This is a genomic window from Actinoplanes solisilvae, from assembly GCF_003999975.1.
GTDB classification, from domain to species: Bacteria; Actinomycetota; Actinomycetes; order Mycobacteriales; family Micromonosporaceae; genus Actinoplanes; species Actinoplanes solisilvae.
Window position 1 is genome coordinate 26208 of the sequence record NZ_RJAC01000037.1, and the last position, 15205, is coordinate 41412.

Below are 15205 nucleotides of genomic sequence, written 5' to 3' on the forward strand. Positions count from 1 at the left end.
GAGCATGTCAGCGGAGACGACCCGTGCACTCATCCCAATCGATACATATCAGCAATCGCGAAACGGGCCGTGCAGGGCGGCCCACTGCAGCAGCATGATCGTCTTGGCGTCGGCGATGCGGCCGTCGAGGGTCCGGCGCAGGGCATCGTCGAAGTCGAGCTCGACCGCCTCGATGTCCTCGCCCTCGTCGGCCACGCCGCCGCCAGGACCCGTACGGTCGGCCGCCGTGTAGGGCGCGGCGTAGAAGTGCAGACGTTCGGTGACCGAACCCGGGCTCATCCACACACCGAACACGGGCTGCAGCTCGCCGACCGTCACCCCCAGTTCCTCGGTCGCCTCGCGCCGGATCGCGCTGGCCGGATCGTCGTCGTCGAGCAGCCCGGCTGCGGCCTCGACGAGCATCCCGTCGGGGTGGCCGTTGACGTAGACCGGGTAGCGGAACTGCCGGGTCAACAGGACTGTCCGGTTTTCCGCGTTGTAGAGCAGGATCGTCGCGCCGTCACCCCGGTCGTATGTCTCCCGCTGCTCGGTCGTCCAGCGGCCGTCGCGATGCCGGTAGTCATAGGTCGTGCGGCGCAGCACGTGCCACGCGGCGGCGAGCAGTTCGACGTCGCGGATCACCACGTCGGGATTGCCGGTGAGGTCACGTCCGGCCTGGTCGAGGCCGGTGCGGCCACGGTGGTCGGGGGCATCCAGGCCGGGGCGAGAAGGGTGGTCGATTCCGGGGCGGGCGAGATCGGTCATGCTGCGCTACGCTACCCACGAAACGTGCAAGAGTCGACAACAACAAGGAGAAACGCGGATGCTGCCGGCCGAACGTCGTGATCTTCTGCTGGGTCGGTTGAGTGCCGAGGGCAAGATCGTGGCCAAGGACTTCGCGTTCGAGCTCGGCATCGCCGAAGACACGATCCGCCGCGATCTGCGCGAGATGGCCGCGGCCGGCCTGTGCCAGCGGGTGTACGGCGGAGCGCTGCCCGCCGCACCGGCGGCCGCCGACTACGCGACGCGCACCGCGGTGGCCCCCGACAGCAAGAAGCGGGTCGCGCTGGTGGCCGCGTCGCTGATCCGCCCCGGCATGACGGTGCTGCTCGACGGCGGCACGACCGCGCTCGCCGTGGCCGGCGCGCTGCCCGCCGACCTGCCGGCCACGATCGTCACCCACAGCGTGACCGTCGCCGCCGCCCTGGTGAGCCATCCGAGCGTCGAGGTGCTCGTGCTCGGCGGCCGCCTCTTCAAGCACTCGGCCGTCACCAGCGGAGCGGCCGCCGCCGAGGCCGCCCGGCTGGTCAGCGCCGACCTGTTCCTGCTCGGCGTCACCGGAGTGCACCACGAGGCCGGGCTGACCACCGGCGACGCCGACGAGGCCGCGATGAAGCGCACCCTCGCGTCGCGCGCCGCCGAGACGTACGTGATGGCCAGCTCCGAGAAGATCGGCGCCGCCTCGCCGTACGTGGTGCTGCCGCTGGCCGAGGTGGCCGGCGTGATCACCGACGTGCCCGAGGACGATCCCGAGCTGGCCCGGCTCGGTGTTCCGATCTACCGTTGACGACGTGAAGCTCTTCCGCCGCGACGCGGGCCCCGGCCAGTCCGAGGCGGGCCTCGACGTGCTGCGCGCCGAGCTGGCCCGGCTCGGCGCCGACGTCGGCTTCGAGCCGGACGACACCGGCCGCCCGTTCATCACGGTCGACGCCGACGGCCTCTACCACTGGACGGTCGTCCGCGACGGCGAGGTGCTCGAGGACCGCACGACCACCTCACGCTCCGAGATCGTGCGCTGGGCGGCCGGCTGATCAGAGCTTCGCGAGCAGGGCGGCCAGCTCGGCCGGCCTGGTCAGCATCGGCCAGTGGCCCGAGTCGAGGTCGACCAGGTCGAGCTGCTTGACCCCGGCCAGCTCGGGCAGGTCGCCCGACGCGATCCACTCGCGGGCCTGCGCGGGCGTGAATTCGGGGCAGATTAAGACGACGGGTACGTCGTACCGCCGCTCGTCGCGCAGCCGGACGACGCCTTTCGCGACGCCCTCCGGCACCGGGACGGCCCGGCGCGTGAACTCCGCGCGCGCCTGCTCGTCGAGGTCGGCCGAGTCGGGCCCCTCGAACGGCTCCCACCCCGGCCACGGCATGGCGCCGTCCTCGATCGGGAAGAAGTCGGCGTACGCCTGCCCGTCGCCGTTCGGGAAGCCGCCGATCAGCACCACCGTGGACACCCGCTCGGGTCGCGCGTCGGCCGCCAGCCAGGCCAGCGTGCAGGCCGCCGAGTGCCCCACCACGACCGACTTCCCGGGGCTCGCGTCGACGGCGGCCAGCACCGCGGCCACCTGGTCGTCCAGTGTCGCCGTCGCGCCGGCGGGCAGGGCCACCGGCACCGCCGTCCGGCCCAGCCCGTCCAGTTCGGACACCACGGCGTCCCACACCGAATCGTCGAGCCACAGCCCGCCCGCGAGCACGATCTGTTCTGCAGTCATGGCCAACAACCTAGAACCCATTCCGGACGTTCCGCTTCCGGTACGGTGATCGATGTGCCTCTGAGTCCGACGGCCCGCGCCCTGCGTACGCTCGAGATCCTGCAGGCCCGCCCCGGCACCACCGCCGCCCAGCTCGCCGAGCAGCTCGGCGTGACCGAGCGCGCCGCGCGGCGCTACGTCGGCATCCTGCGCGAGGCCGGCGTCCCGGTCGAGGCGGTCCGCGGGCCGTACGGGGGCTATCGCCTGGGCCGCGGCACGCGGCTGCCCCCGGTCGTGTTCACCGAGGAGCAGGCGCTCGGCCTGGTCATGGCCGTGCTCGACGGCCAGCCCGCCGCGATCGACGCCGACGACCTGGTCGGGGCCGCGCTCAGCAAGGTCATCCGCGCGTTGCCCGAGGGGATCGGCCGGCAGGCGGCGGCGCTGCGGGCGAACGCGTCGGCCGCCCCCGACCGCAAGGCCGCGCGTGCCGACCCGGCCACCACCAGCTCGCTGGTCGCCGCGTGCGCCGAGCACCGCCGGGTCGTGGTCACCTATCGCAGCGAAGGCGGCGAGCAGTGGGACGCCGAGGTCGACCCGTGGGCCGTCGTCGTGCGGTTCGGCCGCTGGTACCTGCTGTGCCATTCGCACCGCGCCGACGCGATCCGCACGTACCGCATCGACCGTATCCGCGCCGTCCGGACGACCCCGCACAGCTTCACCCCGCCCGGCGATCTCGACCCGGTCGCCGCCCTCGAACAGAACCTCGGGGCAGGCTGGCGCTACCCGACACGCGTCGTCTTCCACGCTCCGCCCGAGCGGGTCGCCCCGTGGATCCGTCCGCCGATGGGCCGCCTTTCACTCGAGGACGACCGGTGCGTTCTGGTCGGGGCGACGAGCAACCCCCGCATGTACGCCGCCGAGTGGCTGGCCGCCATCCCGATCCCGTTCACCGTCGAGGAGGGCCCCGAGCTGCGCGAGGCCGTCGCCGAGGTGGCCGCCCGCTTCGCCGCCGCGATCTCCTGAACCGCCCTTCGCCGACAAACCGGTCAATAGGTATAGCTCGCGGAGTAGTCTTCGGCAGGGCGGCCCGCGGGCGGCCTGGGATCGTCACTCAGCGTTGAGAAAGGACGGTGTCGGCTGCCATGAAGGTCGGCATTCCCAGCGAGGTCAAGAACAACGAGTTCCGCGTGGCCATCACGCCCGCGGGGGTGTACGAGTTCCGCCGGGCCGGGCACGAGGTGTTCGTGCAGGCGGGCGCGGGCACCGGGTCGTCGATAACCGATGGTGACTACGTCGCGGCCGGCGCGACCATCCTCGCCACGGCCGACGACGTGTGGGCCGCGGCCGAGCTCATCCTCAAGGTCAAGGAACCGATCGCCGAGGAGTACCCGCGCATGCGCCCCGGCCAGGTGCTCTTCACCTACCTGCACCTGGCCGCGTCCAAGGAGTGCACCGACGCGCTCCTCGACCGCCGGGTCACCGGCATCGCGTACGAGACGGTCGAACTGCCCGACCGCTCACTGCCGCTGCTGGCGCCGATGAGTGAGGTCGCCGGCCGCCTCGCCCCACAGGTGGGGGCGTACCACCTGATGCGGTCGGGGGGCGGGCGCGGCGTGCTCATGGGCGGCGTGCCGGGGGTCTACGCGGCCAAGGTCGTGGTCATCGGCGCCGGCGTCTCGGGCATGAACGCCGCCGCGATCGCGCTGGGCATGCAGGCCGAGATCCTGGTGCTCGACCGCAACATCGCCCGGCTGCGCGCCGCCGACGCCGACTACCGCGGACACCTACAGACCGTCGCCTCGAACGCGTACGAGATCGAGAAGGCCGTCCTCGACGCCGACCTGGTCATCGGGGCCGTGCTCGTGCCCGGGGCCAAGGCGCCCAACCTGGTCTCCAACGAGCTCGTGTCGCGCATGAAACCGGGCAGCGTGCTCGTCGACATCTCCATCGACCAGGGCGGCTGCTTCGAGGACTCGCGTCCCACCACCCACGCCGACCCCGTCTACCAGGTGCACCAGTCGCTGTTCTACTGCGTGGCGAACATGCCGGGCGCGGTGCCGCACACGAGCACCTACGCACTGACGAACGTCACCCTGCCGTACGCTCTGGAACTGGCCAACCTGGGCTGGCGCGACGCCCTGAGATCCGACCACGCGCTCGGTCTGGGTCTGAACACGTTCGACGGGCACGTCACCTACGGACCGGTCGCGGAGGCGCACGGCATGCGGACACTCGACCTGGCCGACGTGGTGAACTGACGGTGCGGCGCGTCATCCAGGCCTATCTCGACCATCTCACCGTCGAGCGTGGGCTGTCGCGCAACACCCTCATGTCCTACCGCCGCGACCTCGACCGTTACGCGCAGGCGCTCGCCGAGGACGGGATCGACGATCTCGCCGCGGTGAGCGCCGCCCAGGTCAGCGGCCACCTGGCGGCCCTGCGCGCCGACGGTCTGGCCTCGGCCACGGCGGCCCGGGCGATCAGCGCCGTACGAGGTCTCCACCGTTTCGCGACGCGGGAGGGCCTGGTCGCCGTCGACGTGGCCGCCGCGGTACGCCCGCCCGCGCCCCCCAAACGCCTGCCCAAGGCCCTCGACGTCGACCAGGTGACCCGCCTGCTGGCCGTCGCCGAAGACAGCCCGCTGGGCCTGCGCGACAAGGCACTGCTCGAATTCCTGTACGGCACCGGCGCGCGCATCTCCGAGGCCGTCGGCGCCGCGATCGACGACCTCGAACTCGGTGACGACCCCGCCGCGATCTTGCACGGCAAAGGCGGCCGCACCCGGCTCGTTCCCGTCGGGGGCTACGCCAAGGCCGCGTTAGGGGCCTATCTCGTACGGGGGAGGCCCGCGCTCGCGGCCAAGGGGAAGGGGACGCCCGCGATCTTCCTCAACGCGCGGGGCGGCCGGCTGTCGCGGCAGAGCGCGTGGACGATCCTGCACCGCGCCGCTTCGTCGGCCGGGCTCCCGGTCGAAGGGCCGCACGCGGTGAGCCCGCACACTTTGCGGCACTCGTACGCCACCCACCTGCTCGACGGGGGCGCCGACGTGCGGGTCGTGCAGGAGTTGCTGGGGCACGCGTCGGTGACCACCACGCAGGTGTACACGCTGGTCACCGTCGACCGACTTCGCGAGGTCTACGCGACCGCGCACCCCCGCGCTCGTTAAGAAGCTGCGCACCCATAGGCGCGACACGCCGATGGCTGACCCCGGAAGTGCGGCAGGCGTGGCGTACAGTCGGGCATCGACTGAGCAATCCCGCGGCGGAAAACAAAAATCACCGGGGGAAGCTGACGGGTCGGGAGGGGGCGAAAAAAGGTCATGGCGGTCAACGATCGGGCGGAAGCCTGGACCAGCGCGCTCCGCGAGCAGCAGGGCTCCCTCGACCTGGGCGCCGACCTCGGCCCCGCCGACCCCACGGCCTACACGATGCGCCGCCCGATCCCCGAGCCGATGCCCACCGACCGGCACGGTCCCGCGCGCATCATCGCCCTGGCCAACCAGAAGGGCGGCGTCGGCAAGACGACCACGACGATCAACCTCGGCGCCGCGCTGGCCGAATACGGTCGCAAGGTCCTGCTCGTCGACTTCGACCCGCAAGGCGCCTGCTCGGTCGGCCTCGGCGTCAACCCGCACAACCTCGACCTGAGCGTCTACAACCTGCTCATGCAGGACGACGTCGCCACCGAAGACGTCATCATCAAGACCGACGTCGCCGGCCTGCACCTGCTGCCGGCCAACATCGACCTGTCGGCGGCCGAGATCCAGCTGGTCAACGAGGTCGCCCGCGAGATGGCCCTGGCCCGGGCGCTGCGCTCGGTGCGCAAGGAATACGACTTCATCCTGATCGACTGCCAGCCCTCGCTGGGCCTGCTCGCGATCAACGCGCTCACCATCGCCCACGGCGTGCTCATCCCGCTCGAGTGCGAGTTCTTCTCCCTGCGCGGCGTGGCCCTGCTGCTCGACACGATCGACAAGGTGCGCGAACGGCTCAACTTCGACCTCGAGCTCGAAGGCATCCTCGCCACCATGTACGACTCCCGCACCACCCACTGCCGCCAGGTGCTGCAGCGCGTGGTCGAGGCGTTCGGCGACAAGGTCTACCAGACGGTCATCACCAAGACGGTCAAGTTCCCCGAGTCCACCGTGGCCGGCTCCCCGATCACCAGCCTCGACCCGGCCTCCTCGGGCGCCCGCAACTATCGGCAGCTGGCCCGCGAGGTCATCGCCGCCAAGGTCGAGCGCGGCTGACCCTGTGCTCTACGCCCTCGGTGAACCGGTGGCCTTCGTCGCCCTGGTCCTCTCGTTCCTGCTCGCGCTCGTGCTGCGCGCCGTCGCCATCCGGCTGACCTCCCGCACCCTGCGCCTGTCCGACCGGCGCGAGTCGGTCGTCCCGCGGCTGCGCGAAGACGTCGACCCGTTCGGCGCCGTCGCCGCGGCGATCGGCGGCATGGGCTGGGGCAAGATGCTCACGGTCGACGACGTGCCCCGCTACCACGGCCGCGGCAAGGCCATCGCGGTCTTCGCGGCCGGCCCGGTGCTGTGCATCGTCGCCTCGCAGGTGCTGCTGCTGATCTACCGGCTGGCGTACCCGGACAATCTTCTGTCGCTCATCGGACCGGCCGACGTGCTCCTCGGCGTCGCGCTGCCGGCCGGCGAACAGATCCTGCTCTCGCTGGCCGTCGGGCTGCTCTGCTTCGGACTGCTCGCGCTGATCCCGATCCCGCCGCTCGACGGCTTCGGCATCCTCCACAACGCGCTGACCAGGCCCGGCCGCGGCATGCAGTGGATGCGACTGTGGTTCGAGGACAAGAACATCGGCGTCCTCGTGCTGCTGATCCTCTGCATCTTCCCGTTCGGCTACCCGTTCCTGCTGCAGATCCTCAACCTGCTCGGCCTCGTCTTCGTCCGCGTCTGGGGCTGATCTCGGGCGGACTCGGGGAAATCCCGGATTCGTGCCTCCGGTGGAAACCTGGAGGCGATCTGTGGCCGCCAGGGCGCACTCTGAACTCGTTCCGCTGATTCGACGTTTCTCAACCACCAGCATCGTCCCGCCACCGGAGATGATCGAGATGCGAAGCCAGATGCTCGCCGCCCGCGCCGCCGCCCTTTTCGTCAGCGACCTGCCCGCCGGAAGCCGGCCCAGCGTCGCCCTCGTGGAAACCGCCATCGCCGCGGCCGTCCGCACCCGCGGCGGCACCCGGGGATGCGTCGCCGAGCTCGCCGCGGCGTACGGAGATTATCCGGAGACCGCCGTCGTGCGGATGCGCTGGGCTCGCAGCGTGGTTCTGAGCGTGTACGACCGCTCGTCCGTCCTGTCGCCGGTTTCCACGCCGGCCTCTACTCCGGTCGCTCTGGCTCTCGCGGCCTGATCGGGACCGTGTTCGGGGGAGGAGCGGCCCGTTCTCGGGCCGCTCCTCGGTCTTTCTTCCGTGTTCCTCGTGCTTCGTGTTCCTCGTGCTTCGTGCTCGTCAGGCGACGGTGATGACCGCGACCGGGAACTTACGGTCGGTCTTGGTCTCGTAGTCGGCCGCGTCGGGCCAGTAGGCGCGCCACAGGCCGTAGAGACGGTCCCAGTCGGCGTCGCCGGGGCGGACGACCTTGTGGTCGGCCTTCAGGGTCTCCGTGCCCAGCTCGATCGTGACCGGGCCCTCGAGCGCCTCGAGGTTGGTGAGCCACGCCGGCTCCTTGTCGGCGCCGCCCGCGCTGCCGCAGAGGACGTACGAGGTGCCGTCGGGGGCCGCGACGAGCGGGTTGATGGTGACCTTGCCGGTCTTGCGGCCGGGCGTGTGCAGCAGGAGGGTTTCCTTGTTCTCCCAGTGGCCGCCGAGCACGCCGGCGTTGGCCCGGAAGTTCTCGATGATCGTGTCATTGAACGATGCCATGATCAGAACACTAGTTGACGGTGAAAATACCTACCGTGGACGGTGACCGGTCTCGCCGCCCCTGAGACGCGCCGCTTCCGGTGCCATCGTTTCCACCGCTCCCGCAACCGCCCTTCTGGTGCTCGCACATCCGGCAAAATGACGGTTTCTGCCAGTCACCCCGGCCCCACTCCGGCGTTGATCATCAGAGCGATGGGAGTGACCTGTGAGGCGGGAGCAGGTTGTCGGAGCCGTGGTCTACGGTCAGTTCGTGCCCGAAGAGTCGACCCACCCGCCCGCCGGGGCGTCCGCGTCCGCGCAGGCCCCCGCCGACGACGCCGCGCCCGCAGCGCCCGCCTCGGCCGAGGCTGCGGGCACTCTCGACGACGCCGATCCCGCTGCGGCTCCGGTCCCCGTCGACGGGGTGGCGGTCGACGCCGAGGGCAACCCGATCGACGACAGCAAGTTCCTCGTGCGGCTCGACAACTTCACCGGCCCGTTCGACCTGCTGCTGCAGCTCATCGGCAAACACAAGCTCGACGTCACCGAGGTCGCGCTCCACCAGGTGACCGACGATTTCATCGCCTACATCCGCGCGATGGGCGACGACTGGGATCTCGACGAGGCCAGCGAGTTCCTGCTGGTCGCGGCCACGCTGCTCGACCTCAAGGCGGCCCGGCTGCTGCCCGCCGCCGACGTCGAAGACGAGGAAGACCTCGCTCTCCTCGAGGCGCGCGACCTGCTCTTCGCCCGGCTGCTGCAATACAAGGCCTACAAAGAGGCCGCCGCCCACATCATGGATCTCGAAAGCACCGGCATGCGCCGCTGGCCGCGGGCCGTGTCGATGGAGCCGCGGTACGCCGAGGCGCTGCCCGACCTGGTGCTCGGTGTCGGGCCCGAACGGCTGTTCAAGCTGGCGCTCAAGCAGTTCGCCCCCAAGCCCGGCCCGCCGCAGGTGTCGATCGCGCACATCCACCAGGTGCGGGTCAGCGTGCGCGAACACGCGGCCCTGCTGCGCGACCGCCTGCGCCGCGCCGGCCAGGCCACGTTCAGCCTGCTGGTCGCCGACTGCGACAACACCCTCGAAGTGGTCGCGCGCTTCCTGGCCCTGCTCGAGCTCTACCGCGAGGGCCTGATCGACTTCGAACAGCCCGTCTCCCTCGACGAGCTGACCGTCCGCTGGATCGGCGGCGACACCCCCGACGCCGACCTCGACATCGACGACTACGAGGGCTCCAAGCCCGACCCGGCCGCCGACCCCGACGCCCCGGAACCGGCCGAACCGGCGGAGCCCGACGACGAGGGTGCCGAAGAGGCTGAGCAGGGTATTACAGAGCCGGCCGCCCGGGCCGATGACGACGCGGCCGAAGAACTTGGCGAGGAAGACGACGCGGAGGAACGATCGTGAGCAACGACGAGCGGGCCGATTCGCTGGCGGCGCAGGCGGCTGCGTGGGTGCCACCGTGGGAGCGGGCGCCGCGTACGCCCGACCGCGATTTTCAGGCCGCGGCCGAAGAGGAGGCACGCGCCGGCGGGGGAGCGGCCGACTCGGGTCCGGCCTACGACGCGCCGTCCGACACCGAGTCGATCGACGAGTCGGGACTGTCGGACGACGATGACGACTTCGACCCCGCGTTCGAAGGGCCCAACCCCGAACCCGCGGAGGCGGACGAGCCGGTCGACGCGGCTGACCCGGAGCCCGCAGGGGTCGAGGAGCCGGTCGATGCGGCTGACCCGGAGCCCGCGGGGGTCGACGAGCCGGTCGACCCGGCCGAGCAGAACCCGGTCGACGTCGCGCCGGGGCCTGAGCTGCCGCTGCCCGACGCCATCGAGGACGCGGTCGAGGCCGCCGACGAGGACGAGCCGGGGTCGCCGGTCGACGCGCCGCTGCCACCCGACGGCGACGACGCCGGTGACGTCTTCGATCAGGCCGCCGACGACGACGTCAGCGACGACGGCGAGATGGACCTGCCGGTCGCCGCCGAGGTGCCGGTGTCGCGCTCGCAGGACGGCGCCGACAGCACCGAGGACGACGACATCGACGAGGACGAACTGGAGAGGATCGCCGACGACAACGACGACCCGCTCCAGCCCGACGACCCGGACGTGCCCGACATCCCGGACGACCCCGGGCTCTCCGCCGCCGAGGTGCCGGCCTTCGCTACCGCCGACGTGCCCGCCTTCGCCGCTGACGCGCCCGCCTTCGCCGCTCTCGTCACGCCCGAGGCGGCCGTGCCCGGGCAGACGCGCCGGGCCGCCCAGCCCGCCGTCGCGGTTGCCGAGGCGGAGACCCGTGCGGCGGAAATTGATCTGCCGGGGTTGACCGACGACGCCGAGCTCGCGGGTGCGCTCGAGGCGATCATGCTGGTGGTCGACGAGCCGGTCGCCGAGCTGCAGCTCGCGCAGATCCTCGAGCAGCCGACCGAGCGCGTCGCCGACATGCTCGACGATCTGTCGGCCCGCTACACGGCGGCCGGGCACGGCTTCGACCTGCGGCGGGTCGCGGGTGGCTGGCGTCTCTACACGCGTCCGGAATACGCGGCCTACGTCGAACGGTTCGTTCTCGACGGGCAGTCTGTGCGGCTGACCCAGGCGGCGCTGGAGACACTGGCCGTAGTCGCCTACAAGCAGCCGGTGACCCGGTCGAGGATCAGCGCCATCCGCGGTGTGAACTGCGACGGGGTCATGCGTACGCTTGTCACTCGCGGCCTCATCGAGGAATGCGGCACCGAGAGCGAAACCGGGGCACACCTGTATCGCACGACGGGCCTGTTCCTCGAGAAGCTCGGCCTCAATTCGGTCGACCAGTTGCCCCCGCTGGCCCCGTTCCTGCCCGACGACGTGGAAGAAGTACTCGATGCCTCAGGCTGACACCGCCGAACGCCTCCAGAAAGTCCTGGCGGCGGCCGGTGTTGGATCCCGCCGCGCCTGCGAAGACCTGATCTTCAAGCGGCGCGTGACGGTCAACGGCAAGATCGCCAAGCTGGGCGACAAGGTCGACCCCACCAGTGCCGAGATCCTCGTGGACGGGCAGCGGGTCATCACCGACACCAAACTGGTCTACATCGCGCTGAACAAGCCGCGCGGTGTCGTGTCGACGCTCGACGACGAGAAGGGCCGCACGGAACTCGCCGACTTCGTGGGCCAGTTCGGTCAGCGGCTCTACCACGTGGGCCGGCTCGACGCCGACTCCGAGGGCCTGCTGCTGATCACCAACGACGGGGAGCTGACCAACAAGCTCACCCACCCGCGCTACGAGATTCAGAAGACCTATCTGGCCGAGGTCATCAACGGCCCGCTCCCGCGCAACGTCGGCCGCCAACTGCTCGGCGGCGTCGAGCTCGAGGACGGCCCGGCCAAGGCCGACTCGTTCAAGATGGTCGGCGCGCTGGGCAAGACCGCCCAGGTCGAGATCGTGCTGCACGAGGGCCGCAAGCACATCGTGCGCCGCATGATGGAAGAGGTCGGCCACCCGGTGACGCGCCTGATCCGCACCGCGGTCGGCCCGGTCCGCCTCGGCGACCTGCGCCCCGGCGGCTTCCGGCACCTGTCGAACGCCGAGGTCGCGGCGCTGTTCAAGGCCGCCGGCGACTGATCTTCTCTTGCTGTGACGAACGGCTTTGGGCGCGCGCCCGAAGCCGTTCGTCGTTTCTGATCGTGCGACCGCCCGCTCTCGCACCAGGACCGACTGCTCAGGACATCGTCACAACCAGCTTGCCGACGGTGTGCCGGCGAGCGAAGTCGGTGAGGGCCTGAACGGCGTCGTCGAGCGGGTAGATCGCGGCGATCGTCGGGCTCAAGCCGGCCACCTCAGCCATGCCACCGAAACGGCCGTCGAGGTCGAGAACCAGCTCGAAGCGGATGTCGTCACGGTCGATCATCTCGGGACGCGGCGGCGGGAACGTGATCGTGAACAGGCGGCCGCCGGGCCTCACCGCGGCCGCCACTGCCTTGAGCTGGTCGCTGGGCAGGACCAGATTGATCGCGAGATCGACGCCGGTGGGGTAGTCGTCGTAGTCGATCACCGTGGTCGCGCCCAGCCGGCGGAGCAGGTCTTCGTCGGCGGGGCGGCCGGTAGCGATGACGTCGGCGTGTTTCAGCAGGGGCAGCACCGTGGTGCCGACGCCGCCGGTAGCCCCGATGACGAGGACTCTCTCGCTCGGCTGGGGCTGGGTGGTGGCCAGCAGGGCCCGCGCGGTGAGCCCAGCGGTGGGCAGGGCGGCCGCGTCGGTGGGGCTCAGGCCCGGCGGGCGGTGGGCCAGGAACGGCGTGGCGGCCTCGAAGACGGCGAACTCGGCCAGGGTGCCCGTGGTCATCGACGGATGAGCGCCGGCCATCGCTTCGAGGGCACGAGGGACCGCGTGACCGAAGATCTCGTCGCCTGTGCGGAACGCGGTGACGTCGTCGCCGACGGCGGTGACGGTGCCGGCGAAGTCGTTGCCGGGGACGTGGGGGAACGTCAGCGGGGCCTGCGCGCGGTAGGCGCCGCTCGGGATGACGAGGTCGCCGGGGTTGATCGAGGCGGCCCTGATGCGTACCTGAATCTGACCGGGACCCGGCTCGGGCACGGGCAGGTCGGCGAGGGTGAAGCTCTCGGGTGGGCCGTAACCGGAGGCGGCGACTGCCCTCATGAGCGTTCCATCCACGTTCTCATGGGCTGTTCCTTCCAAGCGGACCGTGCGGTCATGTTAGTGCTAACCGGACCGGGCGGTCAACTTGTTAATCTTGTTCTCGTGACCCTCGATCGCCCCCTGCGCGCCGACGCCGCCCGCAACCGCAGGGCGTTGCTGGAAGCGGCCGCCGCCGAGTTCGCCGAGCGGGGCCTCGACGCGTCCGTGGCCGACATCGCGCATCGCGCCGGCATCGGCAAAGGCACGGTGTTCCGGCACTTCCCGAGCAAGGACGACCTGATCGCGGCGATCGTCCACGACCGCGTCGAAGGCCTGGCCGCGCTCGCCGTCTCGCTGCTCGACGCGGACGACCCCGGGCTGGCGCTGCTCGAGTTCATGGACGCGGCCGCCGGTCACCAGCAGCAACTCGACCTGTCATTCCTGCGCGACGCCGCCGGCGTGAACGAGCGGCTCGACGGCGCGCGGTCCGAGCTCTTCACGGCCATCATCGCCCTGGTCGATCGCGCGAAAGCGGCCGGAGCCGTACGCCAGGACGTCGCCGGCATGGACGTGATCCTGCTGATGTGCGCGCCGAACCACGTCGTCAGCTTCGTCCCCGACGCCGACCCGGATCTGTGGCGCCGCTATCTGGGCATCATCTTCGACGGCCTGCGGCCCGAGGGTGCCCACCCGCTGGCGCATCCGTCCCCGGCGGTCTGACCACGATCCGGGCCGGTCGGGCGCTACGGCCCGGTGTCGCACCCGGGTCGCCGCGGCAGCCGCCGAAGGCGGAGTTCGCGCCATTGCGGTTGTCCGGCCCGACGAGGCGTACGTTCGCTGTTCAATCGAGACTGGTCAACGCTTCGATGACCGGGGCGTAGAGGCGGCTCTTGATCGTTTCGAGGGTGGGGCCGGCCTTGGCGACGTGGGCCGCGGCCAGGGCGATCGCCGTGCTGAGGACGTCGGCTTCGGGGACGTCCTGATCGACGATCTGCCGGGATCGCGCCTCTTCGCCGCCGAAGCGACGGGCCGTGATCATGGCTTCGTGCGCGGTCTGCGGGGTCAGTCGCGACTGGATCAGGGCCGACATTCCGGGCGTGAACGGGATGTTGATGTCGGCCTCGGGCAGGCACCAGAATCCGCGGTCGACGCGCATTATTCGCAGGTCGTGGGCGAGCGACAGCATGGCGCCGGCGGCGAACGTATGCCCCTGAAGTGCGGCGACGGTCACGAACGGCAGGGTCAGCACGCGAGAGAGAAGAGCCTGCACGCGTACGCCGTACGCGGTGTACTGCTCGGGATGAGCGAAGAGCCATTCGAGATCGAGCCCGTTCGACCAGAACTTGCCGGTCGCCTTGGTGACCAGTGCGCGCGGCTCGTCCTTGAGCTGGATCTCGTCGATCAGCGATTCGATCTCGGTGAGCCAGTCGGGGTGGAAGCGGTTCTCGCCGTCGCCGAGATCGAGGACGAACACGGCGTCGTGGCGCTCGAGGGTGGGCATGGACGACTCCCTCCGTGGCTACTGACCGGTAACATACCCTAGTTCGCCGCTGTTCGGGGAGACGGGCACAATGGGAGGGTTGGTCGGGCGGGCAAACTCAGGAGGAACGGTGGCGGAAGAAGTACGGCCGGAGAAGTGTGTGGTCGCGGTCGACGGCCCCTCCGGGTCCGGCAAGTCCACCGTGTCCCGGCGGCTCGCCACCAGGATCGACGGCGTCTACCTCGACACCGGCGCGATGTACCGCGCCGTGACCTGGGCCGTTCTCCAGGCCGAGGTCGACCTCACCGACCCCGCCGCGATCGCCAAGATCGCGCTGGAGACCGAGCTGTCGATCGGCACCGACCCCACGGGTCCCCACTTCGCGGCCAACGGCGTGAACGTCGACGCCCCCATCCGCGGCGCCGAGATCACCCAGGCGGTGTCGGCCGTCGCAGCCGTGCCCTCCGTGCGGAAACACCTGGTCGCGCTCCAGCAGGCGATCATCGCCGCCCACCCGCGCATCATCGTCGAAGGCCGCGACATCGCCTCCGTCGTCGCGCCCGGCGCCGACCTCAAGGTCTATCTGACCGCGTCGTCGGCCGCCCGCGCCCAGCGCCGCAGCGCCGAGGACGCCGTCGACGTCGCCGCGACCGAGGCCGACCTGGCCCGGCGTGACAAGCTTGACTCGTCACGCGCGGTCGACCCGCTGCGCCAGGCCTCCGACGCCGTCGAGGTCGACACGACCGGAATCGGCATCGACGAGGTCGTCGCCTACCTCTTGAATCTTCTGAACAGCAAGGTGAAATCGTGAG

The 15205-nt window shown here is 70.7% G+C and carries 18 protein-coding genes; 13 read left to right on the plus strand and 5 right to left on the minus strand.

The window, feature by feature from the left end:
* Nucleotides 1-48: 48 nt before the first annotated feature.
* Nucleotides 49-744, minus strand: coding sequence for an NUDIX domain-containing protein (locus tag EER30_RS43355; RefSeq protein ID WP_127508138.1), 696 nt, complete (start codon nt 742-744; stop codon nt 49-51).
* A 58-nt stretch (nt 745-802) separates the two neighbouring features.
* Between EER30_RS43355 and EER30_RS43360 the strand changes: the two genes are divergently transcribed.
* Both EER30_RS43360 and EER30_RS43365 read left to right on the plus strand, forming a co-directional pair.
* On the plus strand, nt 803-1546 hold the full coding sequence (locus EER30_RS43360; RefSeq protein WP_127508140.1) for a DeoR/GlpR family DNA-binding transcription regulator: 744 nt from the start codon (nt 803-805) through the stop codon (nt 1544-1546).
* 4 nt (nt 1547-1550) lie between these two features.
* Nucleotides 1551-1790: a hypothetical protein gene (locus EER30_RS43365; RefSeq protein WP_127508142.1), complete on the plus strand. Its 240-nt coding sequence runs from the start codon at nt 1551-1553 to the stop codon at nt 1788-1790.
* Here the strand turns inward: EER30_RS43365 and EER30_RS43370 are convergent, their stop codons facing one another.
* Nucleotides 1791-2462, minus strand: a complete 672-nt coding sequence (locus EER30_RS43370; RefSeq protein WP_127508144.1) for an alpha/beta fold hydrolase — start codon at nt 2460-2462, stop codon at nt 1791-1793.
* Between the two features lie 60 nt (nt 2463-2522).
* Between EER30_RS43370 and EER30_RS43375 the strand changes: the two genes are divergently transcribed.
* The 6 genes from EER30_RS43375 to EER30_RS43400 all read left to right on the plus strand — a co-directional run bounded on the left by EER30_RS43375 (nt 2523) and on the right by EER30_RS43400 (nt 7811).
* Nucleotides 2523-3464: a helix-turn-helix transcriptional regulator gene (locus EER30_RS43375; RefSeq protein ID WP_205650671.1), complete on the plus strand. Its 942-nt coding sequence runs from the start codon at nt 2523-2525 to the stop codon at nt 3462-3464.
* 119 nt (nt 3465-3583) lie between these two features.
* Nucleotides 3584-4699 (plus strand): alanine dehydrogenase, encoded by a 1116-nt coding sequence (ald, locus tag EER30_RS43380; protein ID WP_127508198.1) that lies wholly within the window; start codon nt 3584-3586, stop codon nt 4697-4699.
* Complete coding sequence (locus tag EER30_RS43385; protein WP_127508146.1) at nt 4696-5607, plus strand: tyrosine recombinase; 912 nt, start codon at nt 4696-4698, stop codon at nt 5605-5607. Before ald ends, EER30_RS43385 begins: the two co-directional genes overlap by 4 nt.
* A 153-nt stretch (nt 5608-5760) precedes the next feature.
* The gene (locus tag EER30_RS43390) at nt 5761-6690 is read left to right on the plus strand and encodes a ParA family protein (protein WP_127508148.1); all 930 of its coding nucleotides are present in this window, start codon (nt 5761-5763) and stop codon (nt 6688-6690) included.
* Nucleotides 6691-6694: 4 nt separating this feature from the next.
* Nucleotides 6695-7363 carry a zinc metalloprotease gene (locus tag EER30_RS43395; protein WP_127508150.1) on the plus strand — a complete coding sequence of 223 codons (669 nt, stop codon included), beginning with the start codon at nt 6695-6697 and terminating at the stop codon, nt 7361-7363.
* 148 nt (nt 7364-7511) lie between these two features.
* On the plus strand, nt 7512-7811 hold the full coding sequence (locus EER30_RS43400; protein ID WP_205650669.1) for a hypothetical protein: 300 nt from the start codon (nt 7512-7514) through the stop codon (nt 7809-7811).
* Between the two features lie 99 nt (nt 7812-7910).
* On the opposite strand, the gene EER30_RS43405 is transcribed toward EER30_RS43400, so the two are convergent.
* Nucleotides 7911-8324 (minus strand): nitroreductase/quinone reductase family protein, encoded by a 414-nt coding sequence (locus EER30_RS43405; protein WP_127508152.1) that lies wholly within the window; start codon nt 8322-8324, stop codon nt 7911-7913.
* Between the two features lie 205 nt (nt 8325-8529).
* Here EER30_RS43405 and EER30_RS43410 point away from each other — a divergent pair, with 205 nt between their 5' ends.
* Genes EER30_RS43410 through EER30_RS43420 form a run of 3 tightly spaced genes read left to right on the plus strand, consistent with a single transcriptional unit; the run spans nt 8530 to nt 11898 of the window.
* On the plus strand, nt 8530-9711 hold the full coding sequence (locus EER30_RS43410) for a segregation and condensation protein A (protein ID WP_432417601.1): 1182 nt from the start codon (nt 8530-8532) through the stop codon (nt 9709-9711).
* Entirely contained in the window at nt 9708-11174 is a 1467-nt protein-coding gene (gene scpB, locus EER30_RS50135; RefSeq protein ID WP_127508154.1) for an SMC-Scp complex subunit ScpB, read from the plus strand. Before EER30_RS43410 ends, scpB begins: the two co-directional genes overlap by 4 nt.
* Nucleotides 11161-11898 carry a pseudouridine synthase gene (locus EER30_RS43420; RefSeq protein WP_127508156.1) on the plus strand — a complete coding sequence of 246 codons (738 nt, stop codon included), beginning with the start codon at nt 11161-11163 and terminating at the stop codon, nt 11896-11898. The genes scpB and EER30_RS43420 overlap by 14 nt, the downstream gene beginning before the upstream one ends.
* Nucleotides 11899-11995: 97 nt before the next feature.
* Here the strand turns inward: EER30_RS43420 and EER30_RS43425 are convergent, their stop codons facing one another.
* Entirely contained in the window at nt 11996-12934 is a 939-nt protein-coding gene (locus EER30_RS43425) for an NADP-dependent oxidoreductase (RefSeq protein ID WP_127508158.1), read from the minus strand.
* 102 nt (nt 12935-13036) lie between these two features.
* Between EER30_RS43425 and EER30_RS43430 the strand changes: the two genes are divergently transcribed.
* Nucleotides 13037-13633: a TetR/AcrR family transcriptional regulator gene (locus EER30_RS43430; protein ID WP_164842724.1), complete on the plus strand. Its 597-nt coding sequence runs from the start codon at nt 13037-13039 to the stop codon at nt 13631-13633.
* 121 nt (nt 13634-13754) lie between these two features.
* Here the strand turns inward: EER30_RS43430 and EER30_RS43435 are convergent, their stop codons facing one another.
* Nucleotides 13755-14414: an enoyl-CoA hydratase/isomerase family protein gene (locus EER30_RS43435; RefSeq protein ID WP_127508162.1), complete on the minus strand. Its 660-nt coding sequence runs from the start codon at nt 14412-14414 to the stop codon at nt 13755-13757.
* 109 nt (nt 14415-14523) lie between these two features.
* Here EER30_RS43435 and cmk point away from each other — a divergent pair, with 109 nt between their 5' ends.
* A complete protein-coding gene (gene cmk / locus EER30_RS43440) occupies nt 14524-15204 on the plus strand; it encodes a (d)CMP kinase (protein WP_127508164.1) in 681 nt (226 codons plus the stop codon).
* Nucleotide 15205: the final 1 nt, after the last annotated feature.

Excerpts from the sequence above, each read along its gene's own strand:
- EER30_RS43355 (WP_127508138.1), bottom strand. The coding sequence starts at position 744 with ATGACCGATCTCGCCCGCCCCGGAATCGACCACCCTTCTCGCCCCGGC.
- EER30_RS43360 (WP_127508140.1), top strand. The coding sequence starts at position 803 with ATGCTGCCGGCCGAACGTCGTGATCTTCTGCTGGGTCGGTTGAGTGCC.
- EER30_RS43370 (WP_127508144.1), bottom strand. The coding sequence starts at position 2,462 with ATGACTGCAGAACAGATCGTGCTCGCGGGCGGGCTGTGGCTCGACGAT.
- ald (WP_127508198.1), top strand. The coding sequence starts at position 3,584 with ATGAAGGTCGGCATTCCCAGCGAGGTCAAGAACAACGAGTTCCGCGTG.
- EER30_RS43390 (WP_127508148.1), top strand. The coding sequence starts at position 5,761 with ATGGCGGTCAACGATCGGGCGGAAGCCTGGACCAGCGCGCTCCGCGAG.
- EER30_RS43400 (WP_205650669.1), top strand. The coding sequence starts at position 7,512 with ATGCGAAGCCAGATGCTCGCCGCCCGCGCCGCCGCCCTTTTCGTCAGC.
- EER30_RS43405 (WP_127508152.1), bottom strand. The coding sequence starts at position 8,324 with ATGGCATCGTTCAATGACACGATCATCGAGAACTTCCGGGCCAACGCC.
- EER30_RS43420 (WP_127508156.1), top strand. The coding sequence starts at position 11,161 with ATGCCTCAGGCTGACACCGCCGAACGCCTCCAGAAAGTCCTGGCGGCG.
- EER30_RS43425 (WP_127508158.1), bottom strand. The coding sequence starts at position 12,934 with ATGAGGGCAGTCGCCGCCTCCGGTTACGGCCCACCCGAGAGCTTCACC.
- EER30_RS43435 (WP_127508162.1), bottom strand. The coding sequence starts at position 14,414 with ATGCCCACCCTCGAGCGCCACGACGCCGTGTTCGTCCTCGATCTCGGC.